Annotated in this window: 24 protein-coding genes and 1 pseudogene; 13 read left to right on the top strand and 12 right to left on the bottom strand. The window is 69.8% G+C overall.

Annotated features, from left to right (window positions below; genetic code table 11):
- Positions 1–7 precede the first annotated feature (7 nt).
- The 4 genes from OG570_RS02700 to OG570_RS02685 form a co-directional block, all read right to left on the bottom strand.
- Positions 8–235, bottom strand: a complete 228-nt coding sequence (locus tag OG570_RS02700) for a hypothetical protein (RefSeq protein ID WP_326946851.1) — start codon at positions 233–235, stop codon at positions 8–10.
- Positions 236–450: 215 nt separating this feature from the next.
- A complete protein-coding gene (locus tag OG570_RS02695) occupies positions 451–939 on the bottom strand; it encodes a glutathione peroxidase (RefSeq protein WP_247061842.1) in 489 nt (162 codons plus the stop codon).
- A gap of 14 nt (positions 940–953) precedes the next feature.
- Entirely contained in the window at positions 954–2,468 is a 1,515-nt protein-coding gene (locus tag OG570_RS02690) for a glycoside hydrolase family 57 protein (protein WP_326955468.1), read from the bottom strand.
- A complete protein-coding gene (locus OG570_RS02685) occupies positions 2,465–3,238 on the bottom strand; it encodes a class I SAM-dependent methyltransferase (protein ID WP_326955467.1) in 774 nt (257 codons plus the stop codon). Before OG570_RS02685 ends, OG570_RS02690 begins: the two co-directional genes overlap by 4 nt.
- A 52-nt stretch (positions 3,239–3,290) precedes the next feature.
- Here OG570_RS02685 and OG570_RS02680 point away from each other — a divergent pair, with 52 nt between their 5' ends.
- Positions 3,291–3,716 carry a hypothetical protein gene (locus OG570_RS02680; protein ID WP_326955466.1) on the top strand — a complete coding sequence of 142 codons (426 nt, stop codon included), beginning with the start codon at positions 3,291–3,293 and terminating at the stop codon, positions 3,714–3,716.
- Here OG570_RS02680 and OG570_RS02675 read toward each other — a convergent pair.
- Positions 3,694–4,539 (bottom strand): DegV family protein, encoded by an 846-nt coding sequence (locus OG570_RS02675; RefSeq protein ID WP_326955465.1) that lies wholly within the window; start codon positions 4,537–4,539, stop codon positions 3,694–3,696. The genes OG570_RS02680 and OG570_RS02675 overlap by 23 nt on opposite strands.
- Before the next feature lie 244 nt (positions 4,540–4,783).
- Here OG570_RS02675 and OG570_RS02670 point away from each other — a divergent pair, with 244 nt between their 5' ends.
- From OG570_RS02670 to OG570_RS02655, 4 genes and pseudogenes are all read left to right on the top strand, one after another.
- Positions 4,784–5,569, top strand: a complete 786-nt coding sequence (locus OG570_RS02670) for an electron transfer flavoprotein subunit beta/FixA family protein (RefSeq protein WP_326955464.1) — start codon at positions 4,784–4,786, stop codon at positions 5,567–5,569.
- A 26-nt stretch (positions 5,570–5,595) separates the two neighbouring features.
- Entirely contained in the window at positions 5,596–6,555 is a 960-nt protein-coding gene (locus tag OG570_RS02665; protein WP_247061854.1) for an electron transfer flavoprotein subunit alpha/FixB family protein, read from the top strand.
- Positions 6,556–6,713: 158 nt separating this feature from the next.
- On the top strand, positions 6,714–7,496 hold the full coding sequence (locus OG570_RS02660) for a GNAT family N-acetyltransferase (protein ID WP_326955463.1): 783 nt from the start codon (positions 6,714–6,716) through the stop codon (positions 7,494–7,496).
- Positions 7,493–8,353, top strand: a pseudogene (locus tag OG570_RS02655) (lysophospholipid acyltransferase family protein); the annotation flags it as partial. The gene OG570_RS02660 and the pseudogene OG570_RS02655, both read left to right, overlap by 4 nt.
- A 608-nt stretch (positions 8,354–8,961) precedes the next feature.
- On the opposite strand, the gene OG570_RS02650 reads toward OG570_RS02655, so the two are convergent.
- Entirely contained in the window at positions 8,962–9,864 is a 903-nt protein-coding gene (locus tag OG570_RS02650) for an NADP-dependent oxidoreductase (RefSeq protein WP_326955462.1), read from the bottom strand.
- Positions 9,865–10,021: 157 nt separating this feature from the next.
- Here OG570_RS02650 and OG570_RS02645 point away from each other — a divergent pair, with 157 nt between their 5' ends.
- The 4 genes from OG570_RS02645 to mnmA all read left to right on the top strand — a co-directional run bounded on the left by OG570_RS02645 (position 10,022) and on the right by mnmA (position 15,075).
- Complete coding sequence (locus tag OG570_RS02645) at positions 10,022–11,305, top strand: response regulator transcription factor (protein ID WP_326955461.1); 1,284 nt, start codon at positions 10,022–10,024, stop codon at positions 11,303–11,305.
- A 45-nt stretch (positions 11,306–11,350) separates the two neighbouring features.
- Complete coding sequence (locus OG570_RS02640) at positions 11,351–12,718, top strand: MFS transporter (protein ID WP_326955460.1); 1,368 nt, start codon at positions 11,351–11,353, stop codon at positions 12,716–12,718.
- 64 nt (positions 12,719–12,782) lie between these two features.
- Positions 12,783–13,979, top strand: coding sequence for a cysteine desulfurase family protein (locus OG570_RS02635; RefSeq protein WP_326955459.1), 1,197 nt, complete (start codon positions 12,783–12,785; stop codon positions 13,977–13,979).
- A 4-nt stretch (positions 13,980–13,983) separates the two neighbouring features.
- Positions 13,984–15,075, top strand: coding sequence for a tRNA 2-thiouridine(34) synthase MnmA (gene mnmA / locus OG570_RS02630; protein ID WP_326955458.1), 1,092 nt, complete (start codon positions 13,984–13,986; stop codon positions 15,073–15,075).
- A gap of 5 nt (positions 15,076–15,080) precedes the next feature.
- On the opposite strand, the gene OG570_RS02625 is transcribed toward mnmA, so the two are convergent.
- From OG570_RS02625 to OG570_RS02605, 5 genes are all read right to left on the bottom strand, one after another.
- Entirely contained in the window at positions 15,081–16,286 is a 1,206-nt protein-coding gene (locus OG570_RS02625; RefSeq protein ID WP_326955457.1) for a DUF222 domain-containing protein, read from the bottom strand.
- A 266-nt stretch (positions 16,287–16,552) separates the two neighbouring features.
- Positions 16,553–17,005 (bottom strand): GNAT family N-acetyltransferase, encoded by a 453-nt coding sequence (locus OG570_RS02620; RefSeq protein ID WP_326955456.1) that lies wholly within the window; start codon positions 17,003–17,005, stop codon positions 16,553–16,555.
- Positions 17,006–17,015: 10 nt separating this feature from the next.
- Complete coding sequence (locus OG570_RS02615; RefSeq protein WP_326955455.1) at positions 17,016–17,417, bottom strand: GNAT family N-acetyltransferase; 402 nt, start codon at positions 17,415–17,417, stop codon at positions 17,016–17,018.
- A 23-nt stretch (positions 17,418–17,440) separates the two neighbouring features.
- On the bottom strand, positions 17,441–18,484 hold the full coding sequence (locus tag OG570_RS02610; RefSeq protein WP_326955454.1) for an MBL fold metallo-hydrolase: 1,044 nt from the start codon (positions 18,482–18,484) through the stop codon (positions 17,441–17,443).
- A gap of 104 nt (positions 18,485–18,588) precedes the next feature.
- Positions 18,589–19,410, bottom strand: coding sequence for a phospholipid scramblase-related protein (locus tag OG570_RS02605; RefSeq protein ID WP_326955453.1), 822 nt, complete (start codon positions 19,408–19,410; stop codon positions 18,589–18,591).
- 134 nt (positions 19,411–19,544) lie between these two features.
- Here OG570_RS02605 and OG570_RS02600 point away from each other — a divergent pair, with 134 nt between their 5' ends.
- The 4 genes from OG570_RS02600 (at position 19,545) to OG570_RS02585 (ending at position 24,044) form a co-directional block, all read left to right on the top strand.
- Positions 19,545–20,582, top strand: a complete 1,038-nt coding sequence (locus tag OG570_RS02600; RefSeq protein WP_326955452.1) for a methionine synthase — start codon at positions 19,545–19,547, stop codon at positions 20,580–20,582.
- Between the two features lie 84 nt (positions 20,583–20,666).
- Positions 20,667–21,365 carry a hypothetical protein gene (locus OG570_RS02595; protein WP_326955451.1) on the top strand — a complete coding sequence of 233 codons (699 nt, stop codon included), beginning with the start codon at positions 20,667–20,669 and terminating at the stop codon, positions 21,363–21,365.
- A gap of 11 nt (positions 21,366–21,376) precedes the next feature.
- On the top strand, positions 21,377–23,557 hold the full coding sequence (ligA, locus tag OG570_RS02590) for an NAD-dependent DNA ligase LigA (RefSeq protein ID WP_326955450.1): 2,181 nt from the start codon (positions 21,377–21,379) through the stop codon (positions 23,555–23,557).
- Positions 23,550–24,044, top strand: coding sequence for a GNAT family N-acetyltransferase (locus tag OG570_RS02585; protein WP_326955449.1), 495 nt, complete (start codon positions 23,550–23,552; stop codon positions 24,042–24,044). Before ligA ends, OG570_RS02585 begins: the two co-directional genes overlap by 8 nt.
- A gap of 228 nt (positions 24,045–24,272) precedes the next feature.
- On the opposite strand, the gene OG570_RS02580 is transcribed toward OG570_RS02585, so the two are convergent.
- Positions 24,273–24,926, bottom strand: coding sequence for an amino acid-binding protein (locus tag OG570_RS02580; RefSeq protein ID WP_326951804.1), 654 nt, complete (start codon positions 24,924–24,926; stop codon positions 24,273–24,275).
- Positions 24,927–25,074: the final 148 nt, after the last annotated feature.

Below are 25,074 nucleotides of genomic sequence, written 5' to 3'. Positions count from 1 at the left end.
CCGGGATCTACAGGTGCAACCAGAGTCCCAGGTGCAGACCCAGGATGTTGATGTGCCCGTGGTGGTGATGGTGATGGTGGCCGACGCACAGCAGGCAGTCGCGAGCCTGGCCGGCCGCGTCCGGCTGTGCCGCGACCGGCGCGGCCGAGGCGGCGCCCACCGCGGGCCCGGCCACCAGCAGCCCGAGTGCCACGGGGAATGCTGCCAGCGCTGCCCGGCGTCTGGAGGTGCTCATCGGGTGATCCCTTCTCGCACACGAAGACGCCGGAATGGCGTCATCAAAAGTATTCGACGCGAGAAGGGGAAAACGGCAGGCTGATCACCCGCGGTTCGACCGTCCGGCTCACGGAAACCGTTTTCCGGCGTGTTTCCGTGATACCCGAACGGCCGCTGAAACCCGTCGATCCGGTGAATTCCGGTGACGCCGGGGGAGCATGCCCCGGGCTGCCGTCACGCGGGCAGGGCCGCCTCGATGGCCTTGACGACCGCCTCGTCCTCGGGCTCGGTGCGCGGCCGGAACCGCGCCAGGACCTCGCCGTCGGCGCCGACGAGGAACTTCTCGAAGTTCCACTGGACGTCGCCGGACGCGCCCTCGGCGTCCTCGGTCTTCGTCAGTTCCGAGTACAGCGGGTGCCGGTCGTCGCCGTTGACGTCGATCTTCTCGAACAGCGGGAAGGTGACGCCGTAGGTCGTGGAGCAGAACGTCTGGATCTCGTCCGCGCTGCCCGGCTCCTGCCCGGCGAACTGGTTGCACGGAAAACCGACCACGGAGAAGCCCTGGGCGCCGAAGCGCTCCTGCAGCCGCTCCAGGCCGGAGTACTGCGGGGTCAGGCCGCACTTCGACGCGACGTTGACCACCAGCAGCGCCTTGCCGGCCAGCGAACCCAGCGAGCTGTCCTGCCCGTCGAGCGTCTTGACCGGAATTTCGTGGATCCCCATCCGATGAGTCCCTTTCACTTGTGCTTCAAAGCCCGGGCGTCGAGGTGCCCGAACGGTCCGTCGTCGGCGCGGTAGGCCGCGGCCAGTTCCTCGCCTCGCGCGCGGTCGCCGCGGCGCACCGCCCCGGCCAGCGCGTCGAAGCGTTCGGTGTGCACGGCGGCCCGGCGCCGCGCGTAGTCGGCGGCGGAGTCCTTGGTGACCATGAACGCCCAGTCGCTCTCCAGGGCCAGCATCGCCTCGGCGACGGCCTGGTCGGCGACGGTGTCCCGGGCCGTGGTGTCCAAACCGGCCACGAGGTCCAGCAGCCGTTCCTGCAGCGCCGTGTTGGCCTCGACCATGTCCTTGACCTGCTCGCCGTCCCAGACGCGCCAGTCCTTGCCCGACCCCCACGACGACGCGGGCAGGTCGATCGGCGGGCCGACGTGCCCGGCTTCGAGCGCGCCCTTGAGCGTCGTGACCCGCACCCCGGCCTCGGGCAGCGCGCGCAGCACGCCCTCCAGCCAGGCCGGTCCTTCGTGCCACCAGTGCCCGAACAGTTCGGTGTCGTACGCGGCGACCACGAGCGACTCACGCCCGTGTTGCGCTTTCAGCGACCGCAGCCGCGTCACGACGGTGTCGACGAAGTCCTTGACGTGCAGGCCCAGGACGTCCGCGGCGAGCGCCGGGTCGTACGGCGCCTTGTCGGCCGGCTCGACGGTCTTGCCGGTGACGCGCGACGCCTTGAGCCCGACCTCGTGCGCCCAGGTGTGGAAGTCGCGGTACGCGGCGTGCCCGGGGTAGCCGGCCTTCGGCGACCAGACGCGGTAGGTGACCTCGAGGTCGCGCCCGAAAGCGAGGACGTCGCTGTCGCCGACCGGCCGCGCCGCCCAGGTCTCGCCGCGCAGCGACGGCCCGTCGACCATGAACCGCCGCACGCCCGCGGCGGCGTAGTCGTTTTCCAGACCAGGCGCGTAGCCGCATTCCGGCGCCCAGATCCCCTCGGGCCGTGAGCCGATCCGCAAGGCCGTGTCGGCGAGCCCCGCGTTCAGCGCGAACTCCCGCACCCGCGGCTCCAGCAGCGGCTGGAACGGGTGGGCCAGCGGCCCGCCGAGCACCTCGATGGTCGAGTTGTCGACCAGCGACCGCAGGATCGGGGAGAAGCCGTGCCGCCAGCGCGTCCCGAGTTCGTCGGCCGCGCGGACGGCGGTCCGGTGTTCGGCCGCCGCGAGCTCACGCAGGATCGGGTCGCCGCGCCAGAGCGTCGACGCGTGCTGGGCGCGCAGCTGCCAGTGGCCGAGCCAGTCGTGGCAGGCCCGGATGCTGTACGGGTCGTCGAGCTGCGCGGCGAGCACCGGCGTCATGCCGAGCGTCAGCACGTCACGGCGGCCTTCGGCGGCGAAGCGTTCGAGCAGGTCGACCATCGGCAGGTACGAGTGCGCCCACGCCTGGTACAGCCATTCCTCACCGACCGGCCAGGTCCCGTGGTGCGGCAGCCACGGCAGGTGGCTGTGCAGGACGAGGCAGAACGTGCCCTCGTAGTCGTCCGTCATCGGCGCACCGCCACGGCGATCAGGTCCAGGCTCGCGTCGAGGTCGTCGCCGTGGATGTCGAACCCCGTGGCCTCGATCGCGGCGACGTCGGCGAGCAGCGCGTCCGGCCAGACGGCCTGCCCGGGCAGCTCGCCCATGACGACGTCGAGCTGCGCGTCGATGATCGAACCGCCGTACCGCTCGTCGAGCGCGCGGACGGCCTCGCCGTGGTGCAGGCCGTGCAGTGTCACGACGTCGAAACCGGCGTCGGCCAGCAGCCCGGCCAGCTCGGCCGGCGCCAGCTCACGGGTGTGGTACGGATTCAGCGGCGTGTCGCTGTCCGGGGTGAAGGTCAGCCGGTTCGGCGTCGTGACCAGCAGTTTTCCTCCTGGCGACAACACGCGCCGGCACTCCGCGAGGAAGCCGCCCTGGTCCCAGAGGTGCTCGATGACCTGGAAGTTGGCCACGACGTCCACCGAGGCGTCCCGCAGCGGCAGGTACGCCAGGTTCGCCCGCGCGACGGCGACCTCGGGGTAACGGCGGGCGACGTGCTCGGTGGTCGGCACGTCGTAGTCCAGCGCGAGCACCCGGCGGGCCGTGGTCGCGAGAAGACCGGCGCCGTAGCCCTCGCCGCAGCCGGCTTCGAGCACCGTCGCGTCCACGCAGTGGGGGAGCAGCGCGAGGTACGCGGCTTCGTGGCGCCTGAACCAATAGTTCTCGACGGCGATGCCCGGCACGGTCCGTTCGCCGGTCAGGTGCAGCGCCTCGGCCCGGGTGGCTGGGGTGGTCACCTCCGCGACCCTAGCGGTGTCACGTCCGGCACGGCCGTCTCGTTCCGTGGTCATGCAACGGACCATCACCCGCGTACTCCTCGTGTTCTTCGGCGTCGTCGAAGCCGTGACCGGAATCTGGCCACTGGTCACCCCGAGTGGCTTCTACCAGGACTTTCCCGGCTTCCGCACCGGCTGGGTCTCGATGGACGGGCCCTTCAACGAGCACCTCCTGCGAGACTTCGGCGGGCTCAACCTGGCCCTCGCGGCCCTCCTGATCGGGGCCGCCGTGATCGGCACCACAGCCGTGGCGCGGCTGGCGGCCGTCGCGACGGTGCTGTTCGGCCTGCCGCACTTCCTCTACCACCTCGGCCACGTGTCGCACTTCGAGCAACTCGACCAGGTGCTCATCGTCGTGACGACCGGGCTCGGCGTCGTGGTGCCGATCGTGCTGCTGCTGATCCCCGGGCGCCGGGTCAGTCCACCGGCGACACGGTGATGCCGAGCGCGCCCGGGCCGAGGTGCGCGCCGATGACCGCGCTCGCCTCGACGACCATGCTCTCGGCCATCCCGGACACGCGGCGCTCGATCTGCCGGCCGATCTCGAGCTCGTGGTCGCTGGCGCCGAACCGCGTCACGGCGATGTCGACGCGGAAGCCACCGGACTTCCGCACGGCGAGCTCGACCATCTTGGCCAGCGCCCGCCGCGTGCCGGGGACGCGGGCGAGCGGCGCGACCTCACCGTCCTTGACCGTGAGCAGCGGCTTGATGGAGAACGCGGCGCCGAGCGTCGCCTGCGCGGCGCCGATCCGCCCGCCGCGGCGGAGGTATTCGAGCGTGTCGACGTAGATGAACTCGGTGCTCGTGAAGCACCGGCGTTCGGCGGCTTCGATGACGCGGGCGGCGTCCCCGCCGTTGGCGGCCGCCCGGGCCGCGGCGATCGCGGCGAAGCCGAGGCTCATCCCGGTGGTGCGGCTGTCGAGGACGTGCACGGGGATGCGGACCTGCTGGGCGGCCTCCCGGGCCGCGCGGACGGTGTCGGACATCCGGCCGGAGAGGTGGACGCTGACGATCGCGGTGGCGCCGGAGGCGGCGGCTTCCTGGTACGTCCAGAAGAACGCCCCTGGGTCCGGGGGCGAGGTGGTGATCATCTGGCCGGCTCTCATGGTGTCGATGACCTTGCCGCGGTCGAAGCGGTTTTCGTCGTCGAAGTGGCTTCCCATGTTGAGCTGGATCTGCACGACGCCGATGGCCCAGCGGGCGGCGACGAGGTCGGGAAGGCACGAACTGGAGTCGGTGATGACGGCGATGCGCGCTGGCATGGTGCCGGAGGTTAACCCCTAATGGCCTACTGGGAGTAGGCCGTAGTTGGTCCGATCGGACGAACGGCGGTTCAGGTGGGGTAACCGGTCGACTATCGGGACGATGGTCCCACTAGTTTGCGCATCCAGGTGAATGGCGTCACCTCGGCGGGTCCTGGCGGCGGAATGGCCCTAATCTACCGGCCAGTAGAGCACTGACCCGTGGCGCGCCCGCGGGCCACAACCGGGAGGTCGAAGAAGACCCATGACCAACATCGTCGTCCTGGTCAAGCAGGTACCGGACACCTACTCGGAGCGAAAGCTCAGCGGGGCCGACCACACCCTTGACCGCGAATCCGCCGACGCCGTTCTCGACGAGATCAACGAGAAGGCCGTCGAAGAAGCCCTGAAGATCAAGGAAGCCGGCGAGGGCGAGGTCACCGTGCTCTCGGTGGGCCCCGACCGCGCGACCGACGCGATCCGCAAGGCGCTGTCCATGGGCGCCGACAAGGCCATCCACGTCTCCGACGAGGCCCTGCACGGCTCCGACGCCATCGCCACCGCGAAGGTCATCGCCGCCGCGATCGCCAAGGTCGAGAACTACGACCTGATCATCGCCGGCAACGAGTCCTCCGACGGCCGCGGCGGCGCCGTCCCGGCGATCCTCGCCGAGCTGCTCGGCCTGCCGCAGGTCACCTACGCGCGTGAGGTCACCGTCGAGGGCGCCACCATCAAGGCCGTCCGCGAGACCGAGGACGGCCTCACCCGCCTCGAGGCGACCCTGCCCGCGGTGGTCAGCGTCGGCGAGAAGATCAACGAGCCGCGCTACCCGTCCTTCAAGGGCATCATGGCCGCCAAGAAGAAGCCGGTCGAGACCTTCACCATCGCCGACCTGGGTGTCGACGCGGGCGAGGTCGGCCTGGCCAACGCCTGGTCCACCGTGACCGAGGCCTCGCCGAAGCCGCCGCGCACCGCCGGCGAGAAGACCGAGGACGAGGGTGACGGCGGCACCAAGGTCGCCGAGTACCTGGTCGGCCAGAAGCTCATCTGACAACGGTTCGAGGAGGAAGTAGAACAATGGCTGAAGTACTCGTCCTCGTCGACCACGTCGACGGTGAGGTCAAGAAGGTCACGCTGGAGCTGCTGACCGCGGCCCGCGCGCTCGGTGAGCCGTCGGCCGTCGTCGTCGGCGCGACCGGCACCGCGGCCAAGGCCAAGGAGTCGCTGGCCGCGCACGGTGCCGCCAAGGTGTATGTCGCCGAAGGTGACGACGCCGCGAACTACCTGGTCACGCCCAAGGTGGACGTGCTCGCCGCACTGGCGCAGCAGGCGTCCCCGGCCGCCGTGCTCGTCACCGCCAGCGGCGAGGGCAAGGAGGTCGCCGCGCGCCTGGCCGTCCGGCTCGGCTCCGGCCTGATCTACGACGCCGTCGGCGTCAACGGCGACGGCGTGATCGACCAGTCGATCTTCGGTGGCGCGTTCTCGGTGAAGTCCAAGTCGTCGAAGGGCGTCCCGGTCGTCTCCATCCGCCCGGGTGCCGTCGAGGCCGAGCCCGCCGAGGGCGCGGCGGCCGAAGAGACCGTCGAGATCCCCGCAACCGACGCGGCGAAGGCCACCAAGATCACCGGCGTCGAGCCGGTGACCGGCGGTGACCGTCCGGAGCTGACCGAGGCCTCGATCGTGGTCTCCGGTGGCCGCGGTGTCGGCTCGGCGGAGAAGTTCGACGTCGTCGAGAAGCTGGCCGACTCCCTCGGCGCGGCCGTCGGCGCCTCCCGGGCCGCCGTCGACTCCGGCTACTACCCGGCGCAGTTCCAGGTGGGCCAGACCGGCAAGACGGTGTCGCCGCAGCTGTACATCGCGCTCGGCATCTCCGGCGCGATCCAGCACCGCGCCGGCATGCAGACGTCGAAGACGATCATCGCCGTCAACAAGGACCCGGAGGCGCCGATCTTCGAGATCGCCGACTTCGGCATCGTCGGCGACCTGTTCAACGTCGCGCCGCAGCTGACCGAAGCGGTCGCGAAGCGCAAGGGCTGATCTGCTGTCCCGAAGGGCCTTCCGGGTGCTCCCGGAAGGCCCTTCGCGCGTCTCCGGGACCTGAGAGAAGCCTGAGAACCCGCAATTAACTGAACGTGCACTAATCGGTCATCGGATGGCACTCTCCGCGGATTCCCACTCCCGGGTACACCTTGACCATGACGACGTCACAGCTCCTCGTCAGCACTGATCAGGCGGGTTCCGCGCTCCCCGCGGACGCCCCTCGGTACTCCCTCCTCGTCGCCCACGCGAACGACGAAGTCGTCGCGGCGCAGCGCCTGCGTCACCAGGTTTTCGCCGAAGAGATGGGCGCGCGGCTGCATTCCCCGCGTCCCGGCCTCGACGTCGACGAGTTCGACGAGTTCTGCGACCACCTCGTCGTCAGAGACGACAACACGGGCGACATCGTCGGCTGCTACCGGATGCTGCCGCCGGACCGCGCCGTCCAGGCCGGGAAGCTCTACGCCGACAGCGAGTTCAACCTGGGCGCGCTCGACGCCCTGCGGCCCTCCCTGGTCGAAACCGGCCGTTCGTGCGTGCACCCCGACCACCGCAGCGGCGCCGTCGTCAGCCTGGTCTGGGCCGGGATCGCCCGCTACATGCTGCTCTCCGGCCACCGCTACCTCGCCGGCTGCGCGTCCGTCCCGCTGGTGGACAGCGGCTCGTTCGCCGCGGGCGTCTGGGACGTCCTGCGCGCGAAGCACTACTCGGACGAGGCGACGCGCGTCTCGCCGCTGATCCCGTGGGACACGTCCGCGATCGAGCGCCCGGCGCGGGCCACGCTGCCGCCGCTGATCAAGGGCTACATCCGGCTCGGCGCCAAGGTCTGCGGTCCGCCGGCGCTCGACGTGGACTTCGGCGTCGCGGACTTCTTCGTCCTGCTCGACCTGCAGAACGTCGACGAGCGCTACCTGAAGTTCTTCCTCGGGAACCAGGCATGAGCCACGCCTGGATGCCGACGTCGCCGTGCGGCGACGGCTGCCTCACCGAGGGCGACCCGGTGGTCGGCCTCCCGCGCCGGGTGCTGCGGTTCGCCTCGGCGATCGTGGTCGTCTTCGCGGCGATGCTGGCGTCGCCGCTGCTCCTGGTCACTCGCGGCCGCGAGCGCCTGGTCCGCCTGATCTTCCAGGGCGTGCTGCGTGCTTTCGGCGTCCGCCTCGACATCCGAGGCGGCGACGACTTCCGCACCGCGCCCGCCGGCCGTGGCGCGCTGGTGGTCAACAACCACATCTCCTGGCTGGACATCGTCGCGATCAACGCGCTCCGGCCGATGCGCGCGCTGGCCAAGAAGGAGATCGCGGGCTGGCCGGTCCTCGGCGGACTCGTCCGCCGAGGCGGCAGCATCTTCCTCGACCGCGAGCGGCTGAAGACGCTGCCCGCCACGATGTCCGACCTGGCCGACGCGCTGCGCTCGGGCTCGCTGGTGAGCGTCACCCCCGAAGGCACGACGTGGTGCGGCCTGGCGTCCGGTCGTTTCACGACCGCGACGTTCCAGGCAGCCATCGACGGCGGCGTCCCGGTCCGCCCGATCGCCCTGCGCTACCGCCTGGCCGACGGCCGCGAGACCAGCCACCCGGCGTTCATCGGCCCGGAGTCGCTGATCGCGTCCCTGCGCCGGGTCGCGGCACTGCGGGGCCTGGTGCTCGAGGTCCACATCTGCCCGGAGATCGCACCGGGCCGCGCGGAGACCCGCCGTGAGCTGGCCGCCCTGGCCGAGGCGGCGGTCCATTCCGCACTGGGAACGGTGCAGATCCCGGCCCAGCAGCGCCGGCGGACCCCGCGCCCGCAGGTCGTGCCGGCCCGGGCCGTCGCGGTGGAGGTCTCGGCGTCCGAAGCGACGATGTGCCAGGTCGCGACCACGCCGCCCGAGTCGGTGGCTCGCGGGGTTGTGGCCGCGCGGTCCGAACTGGTGGCTTCCGGGGTTGTGGCCGCGCCGCCCGAGTCGGCGGATCACCGGGCTGTGGTCATGCCGTCCGAATAGGTGGCTCGCCGGACTGTGGCCGCGCCGTCCGAGCTGGTTGCTCGCGGGGTTGTGGCGACGCCGCCCGAGTCAATGGCTCCCCGGGTTGTGACCGCACCGTCTGACGTGATGCCTCCCCGGGCCGGGGCCATCCAGACTGCGCTGACCCAGGTCGTGGCCGCCCAGGCCATGCCCTCCCTGGCTTCGCCTCCCGCGAAGTGATCCGAGCCTGTCGCCGCGATCCGGCGACAGGCCCTGGTCGGCTCGCGAACGGGCCTGTCGCCGATTGCCGGCGGCAGGCCCGTTCCGAGTGTTGCCGAAGCTGGCGGCAGGCCCGTTCCGCGTGTCGCCGATTGCCGGCAACAGGCCCGTTCCGCGCATTGCCGAAGGCCGTCGGCGGGCCTGCTCCGTGTGTTGCCGATCTCCGGCGACAGGCTCGTCCGCGATCAGCCGATGGTGAGCGTCAGCTTCCCGCCGGGGTGTCCGCCTTCGCTCTCCGTCTGGGCGGCGGCCGCGTCGGCGAGCGGGTAGCTCTTGCCGTGCGCGATGGTCACCCCGCGGTCGGTCACCCAGCCGGCGATCCCCTCCAGGACCTCACGCGACTGCTCACCGCCGCTGGAGAACGTCAGCCCCAGCTCGAACGCCGCGGCGTCGGCGATCGTGATGATCCGGTCCTGCGAGCCCCGCAGCTCGACCGAGCCCGGCAGAACGCCGTGCCCGGACGTGTCGAAAACGGCGTCGACCGAGCCCGGCGCGGCCTCGCGGACCCGCTCCGGCCAGCCGTCGCCGTAAAGGACCGGGATGACGCCGAGGGACTTCAGGTCGTCGAGGCTCCGGCTGCCGCCGGTGCCGATGACGGTCAGCCCCTTCGCGACGGCGACCTGCGCCGCGAACCGGCCCACCGTGCCGCTGGCGCCGTGGATGAGCAGCGTCTCGCCTTCGCGGATCTCGAGCAGGTTCAGGACGCGAAGGGACGTCTCACCGGCGACGGGCAGCGCCACGGCGTCCGCCCACGAGAGTCCCGTCGGCTTCGGCGCAAGCGTTTTCCCCAGGGCGTATTCGGCGTAGGCGCCGGTCTCGGACCAGCCGAAGACCTCGTCGCCCACGGAGAGCCCGGCGCCCTCACCGACGGCGTCGACGACCCCGGCGACCTCGAGCCCGGGGGTGTGGGGGAAGTCGACCGGGAAGTTCTGCGCCATCCCACCGCCGCGGATCTTCCAGTCGATCGGGTTGATCCCGGCGGCTCGCACGGCCAGCCGCACCTGCCCGGGCCCGGGCTCCGGCACCGGAACTTCGGACAGCTTCAGGACGTCCGGCCCGCCGTACTCGGCGAAGGTGATAGCTCGCATGGTGTCGTCTGCACTCCTCGATTCGGGACCTTCGATGCTCGAATGTCCTCGCCACCGAGTCAACTCGCCCGGCGGACGCGCCGAACCGCTCGGACGAGCAGTGTTCACTAGCCGGACGAGCAGGCCGCCGGCGCGCGAGCACGCCTACGTTGGAGCCATGGACGCTTCCTGGTCGGATCCGCGACACGTGCTCGACGTCGTCGAACGGCTGTTGTCGGCGCCGCGCCCCCGGCTGCTCACCCAGTTCTCGATCGAGCTGGGGAAGCTGGTCCCGCACCGCGCCGCGGCGATGCAGACGGGGGACTGCCCACGCAGCCCGCTCAAGGTCGTCGGCGACCCGGCGATCGCCCAGGCGGTGACGAGCGTCGAGCTGCAGCGGCTGGTCGACCGCAGCGAGCCGGGCACGGCCCTGGTCGTCGACGGCGTCCTGGGCGGCGTCGAACGCCGTCTCGTCCTGCTCGCGTCGTCGCCACCGGTCGGCAAGGGCGCGGTGCTCGCCGTGGTGCCCTCGTCGCCGGAGCCGCCGGCCGCCGAGCTCGAGCTGGCCGCCCGGCTGTGGCACATCCTCAGCACGGACGCCGGCCAGCGCGCGACCGACCCGGGTCCGGAGGTCCTGGCCAGCAACCTCGCCGCGGCCACCGCGCGGGCCCAGGCGATCACCGACCTCGGCCAGACCCACGCGACGGCCCTGTCGACCCTTCTGGCGGTGCTCAGGTCCGGCCGTCTCCCCGATGCCGCTGCCCGCCGGACGGCAGTCGACCTCGCCGCCGACGCCCTGCTCGAGCTCAAGGGTGTCGTCGATCGCGACCAGGCCCTGTCCGCGGAACCGGCGGGCGCGGCGTTCGCCGTGCTCAAGAACCAGCTGGCCGACCTGGTGCGGCACACGGACGTCGAAGTCGACCTGGTCAGCCCGGTCGGCGAGGGCTCGCTCGCGCAGGACATCGCCCACACGGCCAGGACGTTGACCCGCGGCCTGGTGCTTACGGCCCTGGACCGCCCGGCGACCACGCGCCTGCGGGCGTCCTGGCGCCTGGACGGCTCGGTCGTCCGCATCACGGTCCGCGACGACAGCCCCGACGTCGCCGCGGCTGTCCCGGCGGGCGGCCTGACGGAACGGCTCACCACCCTGGGCGGACACTGGGAGGTCGACGCCGTCCCGGGCTGGGGGACGACGGTCACCGCAGTCCTGCCCCTCGGCGTCGCCGAACCGCCCGAACTGCGTCCGCTCGACCGGCTCAACCCACGCGAGATCGAGGTCTTGTCGGGAATCTCCCAGGGCCTGCGCAACCGGCAGATCGCCGAGCAGTTGCAGCTCAGCGAGCACACGGTGAAGTTCCACGTCCGCAACATCCTGGACAAGCTGGACGTGAGCTCCCGCGGCGAGGCCGCAGCCCTGGCACGCGACCTGCGCCTGGAGCCGGCGACGCGCCACACCGCCTGAAACCGGCTTGACCTCCAGCGCGCTGGAGGTTGCACGCTGCTGATCATGACCTCGACCATCGACCCCGCGCCCGTCCGCCGCAGTGTGCTCTGGAGCGCGGAACACCGGCTGACGACGATCGCGTTGTTGCTCGTGGTCACCTTGGTCGCCTTCGAGAACATGGGCGTCGCGACGGCGATGCCGACCCTGGTCGCCGACCTGCACGGCCTGTCGCTGTACTCGTGGCCGTTCACGATCTTCCTGATCTCCAGCGTCGTCGCCACAGTCCTGTCGGGGCGCATCGGCGACCGCCGCGGCCCAGCACCGGCCCTGCTCGCCGGCCCGGCACTGTTCGCAGCCGGCCTGCTCGTCGCGGGAACGGCGACAGGCATGCCGACACTCCTGCTCGGCCGCGCCTTGCAGGGCTTCGGCTCGGGACTGCTCCTGGTCTCGGTCTCGCTCCTGATCGCGTTGACGTTCACCGACCACGAACGCCCGGTGATCTACGCCGCGAACGCCGCAGCCTGGGTCCTACCGGCGGTCATCGGCCCGCCGGTAGCCGGCATCCTGACAGCCAGCGTCGGCTGGCGCTGGGTCTTCCTCGGCCTGGTCCCGCTCGTGATCGTGGGCGTGGCCATGTTGCTGGTGGTCGTCCGCCGCCTGCCCGCTCACGTCCCTGCCACCGGCGGCCCCCGCGCAGGCGTGGTCCAGGCGATCATCGCCGCCCTGGGCATCGCCGCACTGACCTGGGCCGCACAGCACCAGTCACTCCTCGCACTCGGCTACGGCACGGCCGGGCTATTGGCCCTGGGCTACGCCCTCCGCAAATTGCTCCCGGTGGGGACACTGACCTCCCGCCGAGGCCTCCCCACCGTCGTCGCCGCCCGGGCACTGATCGCAGGCGCATACGCCGGAATGGAGGCCTACCTACCCCTGACGATGAGCGCAGTCCACGGTTACAGCCCGGCCCTAGCCGGCCTGCCCCTGACGATCACGGCACTGGGCTGGTCCGCGGCATCTGCCGCCCAGGGCCGCTACCTCAACTGGTCGAGAGAAGCATCCCTACGCACCGGATTCTGGCTCGTCGCGGCCGGCCTGGTCTGCTTCGGCCTGGTCTCGCAGCCCTGGTGCCCCGGCTGGACAGCGTTCGTGGCCTGCGCGGTCGGCGGCGCGGGAATGGGGATAGCGATGCCTGCGATCTCGGTCCTTCTGCTCCGCTACTCGCCTGAGGGTGAACGCGGGTTCAACACCTCGGCGATGCAGCTCGCAGACTGGGTCGGATCGGCACTGCTCATCGGTCTGGGCGGCGTCTTGCTTGGTGCTGTGGGCTCCGTTCTCGACCCGTCGCCGGCGATGGCCCTGCTCACAGTCGCCTTGATAGCGCTCGCCCTCTTGGGCGTGCGGCTGACCGGACGTTGGCCGTCGAAGGTGTGACAGGCCACTTCGAGGGTCAGGGTGCGCTTCGTCACGCGCTGGAGCGGACTACCCTGAAGGGGCGATGACCTATCTCGACCACGCGGCGACCACTCCGATGTTGCCCGAAGCCATAGCGGCGATGACCGAGGCGCTGTCCACCGTGGGCAACGCCTCAGCGCTGCATTCCTCGGGCCGCCGAGCCCGCCGGATGGTGGAAGAAGCCCGAGAGACCATCGCCGACGCCTTGGGCGCCCGCCCTTCCGAAGTGATCTTCACCGGCGGTGGCACTGAGAGCGACAACCTCGCGCTGAAGGGCATCTACTGGGCTCGTCACGACGAGCAGAAGCAGCGCCGCCGCATCTTGTGCGGCGCTGCCGAACACCACGCGGTGCTCGACACCGTCGAGTGGCTCGAAGCTCGCTGCGACGCCGAGATCACCTTGCTGGACGTGGACAGCCAGGGCCGGGTGTCGCCCGAGGTTGTGCGTGCCGCTATAGCCTCGGATCCTGAAAGCGTCGCGCTGGCGACGGTGATGTGGGCCAACAACGAGGTCGGCACGATCAACCCGATCACCGAGTTGGCCGCCGTCTGTGCCGAGTTCGACATCCCGCTGCACACGGATGCGGTCCAGGCCGTCGGCGCGATCCCAGTCGACTTCGCCGCCAGTGGCGCAGCTGCGCTCACGTTGACCGGCCACAAGCTCGGCGGACCGTTCGGCGTGGGAGCTCTCCTTCTCGGCCGTGACGTGACCTGCGTACCTCTACTGCACGGTGGCGGCCAGGAGCGCAGCGTCCGCTCCGGCACCCTGGACGTCCCGGCGATCGTCGGGTTCGCGGCCGCTGTCCAGGCCAGCATCTCTACTCGAACCGAATACGCGAAGCGCGTCGAGGAACTGCGCGACGAGCTCATCGAAGCGATTCAACGCGAGGTGCCCGACGCCGTTCTCAACGGTGGAGAGTGCGAGCGGCTCCCCAGCCACGTCCATTTCACATTCCCCGGATGCGCCGGCGACAGCCTGCTGATGCTGCTCGACGCCAAGGGCATCGAGTGCTCGACAGGATCGGCGTGCACCGCGGGCGTAGCCCAGCCGAGTCATGTACTCCTCGCAATGGGCGCGGACCCGGCGGCCGCTCGTGGCTCGCTCAGATTCTCTCTCGGCCACACGTCCACCGCCGCTGACGTCGAGGCGGTAGCAGCCGAGATCGGCGGTGTCGTCACACGCGCGAGGCAGGCCGGACTCGCCGGAATGCGCAAGCAGACCCAGAAGCAAGAGGTGTAAGGCAATGCGGGTTTTGGCCGCGATGAGCGGAGGAGTGGATTCGGCAGTCGCCGCGGCACGCGCGGTTGATGCCGGGCACGATGTCGTCGGCGTGCACCTGGCGCTGTCGGCGAAACCTGGCACTCTGCGCACTGGTTCGCGCGGGTGCTGCACGATCGAAGACTCGCACGATGCCCGGCGAGCTGCTGACATTCTCGGTATCCCTTTCTACATCTGGGATTTCGCCGAGCGGTTCACCGAAGAAGTCGTGGAGACGTTCGTCGGCGAGTATGCCGCCGGCCGTACACCGAATCCCTGTGTCACCTGCAACGAGAAGATCAAGTTCGAGGCTCTCCTCGAAAAGGCGATGGCGCTCGGCTTCGACGCGGTCGCGACCGGCCACTACGCGCGCCTGTCCGTAGTTGATGGTGTGCCCGAGCTGCGCCGTAGTGCGGACAGTGGCAAGGACCAGTCCTACGTGCTCGCCTCCCTTACCTCGGAGCAGCTCAGTCACGCGATGTTCCCGCTCGGCGACTCCTGGAAGACCGAGGTGCGAGCAGAGGCCGAGCAGCGGGGGTTGTCCGTCGCGAACAAGCCGGACAGCCACGACATCTGCTTCATCCCTGACGGCGACACCAAGAAGTTCCTGGAGAACCGGCTGGGGCAGCGTCCGGGCGAGCTCGTCGACGCGGAAACCGGTGCAGTGCTCGGCCAGCACACCGGTGTGCACGGATTCACCGTCGGGCAGCGCAAGGGGCTCGGTATCGAAGCCCCGGCACCGGACGGACGTCCTCGCTACGTCCTGTCCCTGGAGCCGGTGTCCGGCTCCGTCAAGGTCGGCTCCGTGGCCGGCCTCGGGATCAACGTGATCGACGCCGACCGGGCGATCTGGCCCAGTGGCCGTCCGCTGACGGAGCCGACTGAGTGCGTGGTCCAGGTTCGGGCTCACGGCGGAATCGTCGATGCGGTCGCCGAGGTGGACTCGGACACCATGACCGTGCAGCTACGCGAACCGTTGCGTGGGGTCGCTCCGGGGCAGGTCGTCGTGCTTTACCGACCGGATTCTGACGGCGGCGATATCGTCCTGGGCAGCGCGAAGATCGCGAGCACGCGCTGACCTCGTCATTTCCGAGGTTTCTTCGAGGACCGGTTCGCTCGTCGCCGGATCGGATGCATTGATGGTGGTGTTGTCGAGCGAACTCCGCCGGTCGGCGTCGCAACGTTCACGGTCCCGTCAGGAGTGACCTCGTAAGCCCACCCAGGCTGGTTCTTCAACTTGCGGTGGCGGGAGCAGAAGGTGACCGGCTGGTGCACGACCGCCTCGGTCCCGCCTGACGCTCGAGTCGGCTCGATCCCGCAACTCTGGGCGGGCCGCGTGCACCCAGGCTGTCGGCACTCCTGGTCTCGGACGCGGATGAACTCGTCATGTGCCGAGTCGAGCGGATAGCGCTTCGGCGAGAGCTCGACCACCTGGCCGGTACGCGGGTCGGTGAGCACTCGTCGCAACGTCGTGTCGGGCCCGCTGATGATGCTGCGGGCGACCGCAGGTGCAATCGGACCGCGGCCGGCCAAAGTCACCGGGAGATCGTTCAGGCTCAGGTAGGTGGCCAGGTCGACGTGCAAGAACACCTCGGTTCGTGCGTTCGGCCCACCCGTGCCGCTCAGGAGCAGATCCAGCGCGACGTCGGCTCGGAGCTGGTCCAGTGTTCGCGCTTCTTCGGGCGTCTTCAGGGCGCGAGCAGCCTGGTCGATGCGGGTATAGACAGCTGTCGCCTTCTCAGTCGGAGCGTTGTTGATCGACAGGTGGGTCACGGCGGCGTCTTGGTGGTGCAGGCTGAACCGTCGTTCGAGGAGCTTCTGCTCGGTCCGGCTCGCGGCACCTTCCGGGTCGGCCTTTGCGGCGGCATACGCGGCCGCCCGACGGACCTGGGTGGCGTTCCGTCCGGGAACCCGGTCTTCGAGCGCTTCGTCGACGATGCGCACGTAGTCACCGGAAACCCAGGCGGTGGCGTCCGTGACCTTCATGGCGCGATAGAGGTCCAGCCTGCCGTCGTCCATGAGGTTGAGCATGCGCGGAAGCCGGGCGATTAGCGCGTTGGCCGCGGAAACAATGGCGCCGGCGCGGTGTTCCGTTATGGACAGGGCCAAGGCCACTTCCGAAGCTGTGCTGGGTGCCCGTCTCCGCCGCACGCTGAGGTCAGCGATCGCTCTCAGTTGAAGTGCCTGGAGCTTGGAGATCTCGGCATCGGTTTCGCGTATCAACTCGACGACCTGGTCGTCTTGCATGCGCTGCAACGTATCCGGGCTTGCGCGGACAGTCTGCAGCATGAAGGGAAGCTTGTCGTGAGCGTTCCGGGAATTGGTCGCGGGGTCGAGTTTGCGGAGTGGTCGCGAAGATGACATGAGCGCGACCGTACGGCAGTTTTCGGCGAAATTGCGGTGGAGGGCACGAACGGTCCGTTCGTGCCCTCCGTGGCTTGACTCGCCGAGACTGGTTCAGGAATGGTCGGTGTGTATGGACCTATGCAGCGCCAGATCCAGGGGGAGTGATGACCGTAAATGGTCCTATGTGGATGGTCGAGTTGGTCGGTCGTTCAGAGCTTAAGCTTGAATCCGGTGTGGCTCGGCTCGAAACCGAGGCGCTCGTAGAACCGGTGCGCCTGCGTTCTGGATGTGTCCGACGTGAGTTGCACAAGGGCGCACCCGCGCCGCCGTGACTCGTCGATCGCCCATCGAAGGAGGTCGGCGCCGAGGCCGGAACCCCGATGATCGGCCCGGACCCGAACGGCCTCGATTTGACCGCGAAGTGCACCGCGCCTCGCCAGGCCGGGAATGATGGTCAACTGCAGTGTTCCGACAGTCTCGTTGTCGGCCACGACCACGACAAGGAGCTGGTTCGGGTCCGCGTCGATAACATCGAACGCTTGCAGGTACGGGGCTGGATCGGTGGGGTCGTCACGGGTCGCGCCGAGCTGGTCGTCCGCCAGCATGTGCACTATCGCATCGACGTCATCACGCCGTGCTTTGCGGATGGAGTAGTCGGTCACGGCGCCAGTATCACAGCGCGCGGGTGAACCCTTGATAACTGTGCTCGAATCCGAAACGCGCGTAGAACTCCCGCAGGTCGGCGCGAGCGAGGCCGGAGTCCAGGTGGAGCCGGGTGCAGCCACGTCGGCGAGCTTCGTCGACACCCCAGCTCAGCAGCGCGCTGGTCACGCCTCGCCGGACAGCGCGGATACCTTCCAGTAAGCCCCGCGATGCCCCGTCCCAGGCCAGGCCTCGCATCACCGTCAGTTGCGCGGTGCCTACGACGCCGTTGCCGTCCTCAGCTACGACCAGCGTGACGTGCGGGGTGCTCGTGAGGTCGCGGAGTGCGGTTGCCAGCGGTCCGCCCGGTGCGCCGAACAGGCGTTCGAGCGCCTCGATGTCCGTTGCCCTGGCACGTCTGATGACATCCATTGCACCCAGTATGCAGGAAGTCCTCAGGTCACCGAGTAGTGCAGGACTCCGTCTACGACCTGCGCGGTCAGTTTGCCTTGCGAAACCAGTAGGTCGAGATGTGCCGCGGTTTCCAGGACTGCGAGCATCCGGTTGAACGAGTCCATTTCGGACAGCTTGCGCTTGCGGCGGGTCCAGCCGACCCGGTTCGCGGCCTCGAACGCGGTGCTCGCGCCGGCAGCGATCTGCCCGCCCATGGTCTCGAGGCGTTCACGGTGGTGTTCCAGCAGTTCGTCGACCCGTGTGTGCACGCTCTCCGACACCGGACCATGGGCGGGAAGCATGCGACGGTCAGGCATGGAGCGCACCAGGCGCAGCGAATCCATGAAGTCGTTCAGAGGCAATTCGGCCGGCACCGGCTGGAACCCGATGGACGGGGTGATGTGCGGGAGCACGTGGTCGCCGGAGAACAACAGGTCGGCCGCGTCGTCGACGAAGACGACGTGTCCGCTCGTGTGTCCCGGAGTGGCGACGATGTCGAAGTCGCGTCCCGGCATGATCGATCGACGTCCTGGTGTCAGCCACTCGTCGGGCGCTTCCCACAGATCGGCTTCCCGGTGGCGCCGGTTCGTGCCGAACTCGCGCCCCAGTGCTTCGACGACCTCTCCGGCGCCCGCCTTGAAGAGGAGGTCGACCTGGGCTTCCATCGGCAATCGCTCAGGGTTGCCCGAGACCTTCAGCGACGGCTCTTCGTCTTGGCCGAGCGCGATCTTCGAACCGAACTCACGGCGGAGCACGACCGCCTGCGAGTAGTGGTCGCGGTGGACGTGGGTCACGAGGAACTCGCTGACGTCGGCAAGTTCGGCACCGATCCCGCCGAGGGCGTCCGTCAGCTGTTGACGGGCCACGTCCAGTGCCCAGCCGGAGTCGACCAGGACCAGCTTCTTGCCGTCTGTGATCGCGTAGACGTTCACCGCGCGCAGGCCGTCGTTGGGCAGCGGCAACGGGATTCGGTAGACGCCCGTCGACACCTCGTAGATCCCGGGTTCGGTCCAGTTCCGATCGCTGCTTTCCGGCAACGGTTCCACGGTGACCTCCGTCCCGGCGAGACTCCGGCGTCCCGGCCTTTCTTCACCCTGAGCTGTGTCGGGCCCGCTGTCCACCTGGAGGAGATGAGACGCCGGTCACTAGGTCAGTCCGTGTCCTGCTTCAGGGCGGTGTCGATCGTGAGGGCCGCGGCGACCACCATGCTGGCCAGCGGATCCGGCAGTGGGTGAGGGATCTCGACCACGTAGTTGTCGGCCGTGGTGAAGGCGGCCTTGATGAAGCCGCCCCAAGTCTTGGTCACCCGGGCGACCTCGTTGCCGGTGTGGTCCCGGATGGAGAAGTTCCAGGCGCGCCAGTTCTCGGCGAAGATCCCGCCGACCGAGCGGCCGTCGACGACGAAGCCGAAGCGGATCTTCCCGAACACGTTCTCCTGGACGATCTCACCGATCGGCGACTCGTCGGCCCGGGTCACGAGGAATCGGGACTTGAACACCTTGGCCGGCCGCGTCACCTTCAGCACCGTGCTGTGGTTGGCGTCGCGGACCTCGAACTTGTGGGTCAGGAACTGGTCGTAGTTGGTCAGGAGCCGGATCGCCTTCTTCAGCGTGCTCTGGCCGACCTCGACGACTCCGCCGATCCGGGTGCCGTTCTGGTCGAAGACGCCGAACTCGTTGGCCATCTCGATCAGCTTGGCGCGCTGATTCACCACCAGAACAGGCTCGGTGAACAACGTCCCGCCGCCGTTGCGCGCGCTGCCGCGGCCGCGGGTGGCGCGACTGACCTGGTTCTGGATCCGCGACGGGTCGTGGGCACGTTCGATGTCCAGCTCGATCGGCTCGGAGTCGCTCGGCGGGACCTGGTGGGCCGGACGCATGTTGGCGGTCCAGGCCTGACCGTCCCACCAGCGGTGCAGCCGCGGGTCCCGCGCGTCGGGATACCAGCCCGGTTGCGGTGGCGAACTCGTCATGACCGGGCAGCCTATCCGCGCGGACGCGCCCACGGACCACGTAACGGGAAATGCGGCGTATGTCCGCCTCCGTGGAGTGCGGTGCGGTGGCCCGGTCGGTGTCGGTGGCCGGTGGTCGACCAGAATCCGGGGTTGTGAGCAAACAAGCTTGGCCCAGCGGTGCCGCGACGGCGATCGGCTCGATGCCCGGCACGGACCCCGCGGAAGCGGCGGCGGTCGTGTTCGGCGAGCTGCCGGACTTCCCGCACCTGCCGGAGTTGCCGGCGCGCGGCGTCGGGGCGGACATGCTCGGGCGGACGGCGGCGCTGCTGGTCGACTTGGCCGTCGAGGTCGTGCCGAGCGGCTACCGCGTCACTGCCCGGCCGGGGCACGAGCACCGGCGGGCCGTCGACCTGCTTCGCTGGGATCTGGACGCGCTGCAGGAGGCCAAGGAGAAGGCCGGGGTCACGCCACCTGCCTTCAAGGTCCAGCTCGCCGGGCCGTGGACGCTCGGCGCCGGGATCGAGCTGCCCCGCGGCCACCGGGTGCTCACGGACCGCGGTGCCCTGCGGGACTTCACGTCGTCTCTGCTCGACGGCCTCGCGGACCACGTCGCGGAGGTTCGTTCCAGGATCGGCGCTCCCGTGGTCGTCCAGTTCGACGAGCCGTCGCTGCCCACGGTGCTGGCCGGCGGGCTGTCGACGCCGTCCGGCTACGGGAACGTCGCGGCGGTGCCGGGACCCGAGGCTCGTGACCTGCTCGCCACCGTCATCGGAGGCGCGCGCGCGATCACCGACCAACCGGTGATCGTGCACTGCTGCGCCGCGGAACCGCCGCTCGGTCTGCTGCGCGAGGCCGGCGCGGACGGGCTGGCGTTCGACCTCCGGGTGCTAGACGGTGTGTCCGCCGCGTTCCTCGACGAGATCGGCGAGGTGTGGGACGGCGGGGCGACGCTGTTCATGGGCGCGATCCCGACCACCGAACCCGCCGCTCCGCTGAGTCTGAAGGACGTCGGCGAAGCGCCGTTCCGGCTGGCGAGCCGGCTCGGGTTCAACGAAAGCGTCCTGGCTGAACGCGCCGTGCCGACCCCCGCCTGCGGTCTTGCCGGCGCGACGCCGGACTGGATGCGCCGGGCTCTCGAGCTGTCCCGCGAGCTGGGCAAGGCCTTCGTGGAGCCGCCGGAACGTTGGTGACGGAGTTCGGCAACTCGCCGACGTCGGCGCGCCACGCCAAGTAGCGTGGCGGAGAAGCCGAACGAACGAGGACCACCGATAGCCATGCGCCTGTTCCGCCGCAAGAGCTCCGCCGCCGATCCGCCCGACCCGCGCACCGCGTGGCCGGAGCAGCACGTGCCGGCGGACCCGGCCGTCGCCGCGGAGACGTTCTGGCAAGGCTGGTACGACCTGCTCCCGATGGTCAGCGCGGCGCTCGGCGAGGGCGAGCCGCACCGGGTCGAACACGAGCTCTGCCAGCTGGTCGAGGCCTTGCACCCCCGGCTGCACTTCTCGCTCGAACGTGGTCGCCGGTCGATCTACGCCCTGGTCGTGACCGGCCAGGAGGACCCCGAGGTGCGGCCGTTCACCGACGCGTGGCGGGCCACCGCGCCGCCGGACGACGCCATCTGGGAGTACCACGACTCGGTCCCGCCGGTGCCCGATCCGACCGAGGTCACCGTCAACCTCGGCGAGCACCGGATCTCGCTGGCCGATGTCCGGGTCGTCGCGCAGGTGGACGAGGACGTCGTCGACGTCGCCGTCTTCCACCCCGGGTTCCGGGACCTCGACGAGGCCGCGCGGCTGACCATGACGTTCCTGCCCCTCGACGCCACATTGGGTGAACGTCTGGCCGCCGAACGACTACGGCGTGTCGAGACCGCGGAGACCGAACCGGTGGGCGCGATCACCCTTTTGGAGTTCCGTGAACTGGTTCGCGGGCTCGGCGGCGGGACGCCCGAAAATGTCGGTGCCGCCGACTAGGGTTACCACCCGTGAGCAGCACAGACCTTCCCCAGGACCAGATCGCGGCGGCGGCCGCCCCGGAGGCCGCCGAGGACGTCACCGACGTCCCGGCCGACGTGCGTGAGCGCCACAGCGCGCTCGCGGAGGAACTGCGCAACCACCAGTTCCGCTACTACGTCCTGGACTCGCCGATCGTCTCCGACGGGCAGTTCGACGAGCTGCTCGGTGAGCTGCAGGCGATCGAAGACGCGCACCCCGCGCTGGTCACCCCCGAGTCGCCGACCCAGCGGGTCGGGGGCACGTTCTCGACCGAGTTCACCGCGTACGACCACCTCGAGCGCATGCTCAGCCTGGACAACGTGTTCGACCGGGACGAGTTCCTGGCCTGGGTCGAGCGCGTCGAGAAGGAGGTCGGCCGGACCGAGTTACTCGCCGAGCTGAAGATCGACGGCCTGGCGATCAACTTGTTGTACGAAAACGGCCACCTCACCCGGGCGCTCACCCGGGGTGACGGCCGCACCGGCGAAGACGTGACGCTGAACATGCGCACGCTCGAGCAGGTTCCCGAGACGCTCACGGGCACCGAACAGTTCCCGGTGCCCGCTCTGGTCGAGGTCCGCGGCGAGGTCTTCTTCCGCGTCGAGGACTTCCTCGAGCTGAACGCGAAGATGGTCGAAGCCGGCAAGCCGCCGTACGCGAACCCGCGCAACACTGCGGCCGGGTCGCTGCGGCAGAAGGACCCCAAGATCACGAAGGAACGCCGGCTGCGGCTGATCTGCCACGGGCTCGGCAAACGCCAGGGGTTCGAGCCGCAGCGCCAGTCCGAGGCGTACGACGCGCTGGCGGCGTGGGGCCTGCCGGTGTCGCCGCACAGCAAGGTCCTGACGACGGCCGAGGAACTCACCGAGCACATCGCCTACTGGGGCGAGCACCGCCACGACGCCGAGCACGAGATCGACGGCGTCGTCATCAAGGTCGACCAGGTGTCGCTGCAGCGGCGGTTGGGCACCACATCGCGCGCGCCGCGGTGGGCGATCGCGTACAAGTACCCGCCCGAAGAGGCGATCACCACGTTGCTGGACATCCAGGTCGGCGTCGGCCGCACCGGGCGGGTGACGCCGTTCGCGGTCACCGAGCCGGTCACGGTCGCGGGGTCGACCGTCGCGCGCGCCACCCTCCACAACGGGGAAGAGGTCAAGCGCAAGGGGGTGCTGATCGGCGACCGGATCGTCATCCGCAAGGCAGGCGACGTCATCCCCGAGGTCCTCGGGCCGGTGGTGGACGCGCGCACGGGCGACGAGCGCGAGTTCGTCATGCCCACCCATTGCCCGGAATGCGGCACCGAGCTCGCCTACCAGAAGGAGGGCGACAAGGACATCCGCTGCCCGAACACCCGGTTCTGCCCCGCGCAGCTGCGGGAGCGGCTCTTCCACCTGGCCGGCCGCGGTGGTTTCGACATCGAGGTTCTCGGCTACGAGGCGGCGGTCGCGCTGCTGGACGCGCGGGTGGTCGCCGACGAGGGTGACATCTTCGACCTGGACGAGGACAGCCTGTCCGAGGTCGAGCTGTTCCGCACCAAGGCCGGCGAGTTGTCCGCGAACGCGCGAAAGCTGCTCAACAACCTCGACGCGGCGAAGGACCGCCCGCTGTGGAAGGTGCTCGTCGCGCTGTCGATCCGGCACGTCGGGCCGACGGCCGCGCAGGCGCTGGCTCGCGAGTTCGGCTCGGTCGAGCGGATCGAGGAAGCCACCGAGGAGGAGCTCGCGGACGTCGACGGCGTCGGCCCGACCATCGCGCGCGCGACCCAGGAGTGGTTCGAAGTCGGCTGGCACCGCGAGATCGTCGAAAAGTGGCGACGCTCAGGCGTGCGGATGGAAGAGGAGCGCGACGAGTCGATCCCGCGCAACCTCGAAGGCTTGTCGGTCGTGGTGACGGGTTCGCTCGACGGGTTCTCCCGCGACGAGGCCAAGGAGGTCCTCATGGCCCGCGGCGGCAAGGCGGCCGGGTCGGTGTCGAAGAAGACGGCGTTCGTCGTCGTCGGGGATTCGCCTGGTTCGAAATACGACAAGGCGGTCCAGCTGAAGGTGCCGGTGCTCGACGAGGCCGGCTTCCGAGTCCTGCTGGAGCAGGGGCCCGAGGCGGCGCGGGAGGTGGCGCTGCCGGCCGGCGACGAGACCACCGAAGACGAGTCCGGGGAGACGGATGGGTGATGTCGAGATCCGGCCACCGCGGCCGGAGGAGTACGCGGCGGCCGGCGAGGTCACGGTCCAGGCGTACGACGTCGACGGTCATCTGGCCGGAGACGTCGGGTACGACGCGGTGCTGCGTGACGTCGCGCGACGGGTCGAGCTGGCCGAGGTGCTCGTCGCCGTCGGCGAGGCGGGAGACGTGCTCGGCTGCGTGACGATCGTGCGGCCGGGTTCGGCGTACGCGGAGATTTCACGTCCGGGCGAGCTGGAGTTCCGGATGCTCGCGGTGGCGCCGTCGGCGCGTGGCCGTGGAATCGGGGAGGCGCTCACGAGGGCCGTGCTCGATCGCGCGCGGACGCTGGGACTTCGCAGGGTGGTGTTGAGCAGTCTTGACGGGATGCGCAGCGCGCACCGGCTCTACGAACGCCTCGGGTTCACCCGGCTGCCCGAACGCGACTGGCGGCCGTTCCTGCACATCTCGCTGGTCGCGTATCAGATCGACGTCTGACCGGGCGAGGGCGACGAGGGTTTGTTGTCGAAGGGGCGACGTCTTGAGAAGAGACGTCGCCCCTTTCCGGCAATTGCGTGACCCGCTCCGGCATTCGGCCGCCGCGACGATCTCGGGGCGTCGTCGAAATCGGCGAATGCACGACCAGCTGTTGACGGCCGCGCATAACCACCCGGCCAGGTGGCCGGGATGGCGTTGCCGGATTCGGGCGACGCGGTCTACCTCGCGTCAGCCGTCGAGGACGACCGCGACGATCCCCGCCAGGTGAGCGAGCCGGGCGACTTCGGCGGCGCGGAAGTTCGGTCCACCCGGGCGGGCCACCAGCAGCGCCTTGCCTGGCTTGCCCAGTGGGGTCGCGGCCAGCTCGGTGCCCAGTTCCTTCCACGTTTCCGGGATCCAGGCCTCCTCGCTGTCGAGCACCGTCGCGCGCTCGAGCGGCAGCCAGGGCAGGTCCGTGATGGGAGTTTCCGGCGCGGCACTCGACGACGCCAGCCGGACGGCGCCGGTCTCGGAGTACTCGACGATCATCGCCCAGCCCGCGCGCACGATGCGGGGCACGCCCTCGGCCAGGATGTCGAGACCGGTCTTCGGCCGCGCGGCTATCTCTTCGACGAGCTCGAGCTCGCGGTGGGTGTCGAGCACGCCCGCGTACGGGCGGACCGCGTCCACTTCGACGCCCTCGACACTCTCCGCCGCCGTGATCAGCGCGTCGGGCAAGCGGCCCGACGGGAGCTCGACGACCAGGTCGTCGACGGCCACGCCCGTGCCGCGTTCGACGACGTCCACGCTGAGTATGTCCGCGCCTACCGTGCCGAGGGCCGTGGCGACCGCGCCGAGGGTCCCCGGGCTGTCCGGAAGGATGACCCGGATCAGGAACGACACCACGCGCCCCTCTCACCTCTGGCGTCCCAGCCTTGCCGTGGGACGCTCGATGCCGGTCGCCGATTGTGACAGACCCACCCGGCTCGCGGGACCCACTGTCCGCCGGGCGGGACTTCGGTGTCGCCGGACGGCACTCGGCTTGCGCCGG

This window comes from Amycolatopsis sp. NBC_01286 (assembly GCF_035982555.1).
Classification (GTDB): Bacteria; Actinomycetota; Actinomycetes; order Mycobacteriales; family Pseudonocardiaceae; genus Amycolatopsis.
The sequence above is the reverse complement of the archived record's forward strand: the minus strand, read 5'-3'. Positions and strand labels throughout refer to the sequence as shown.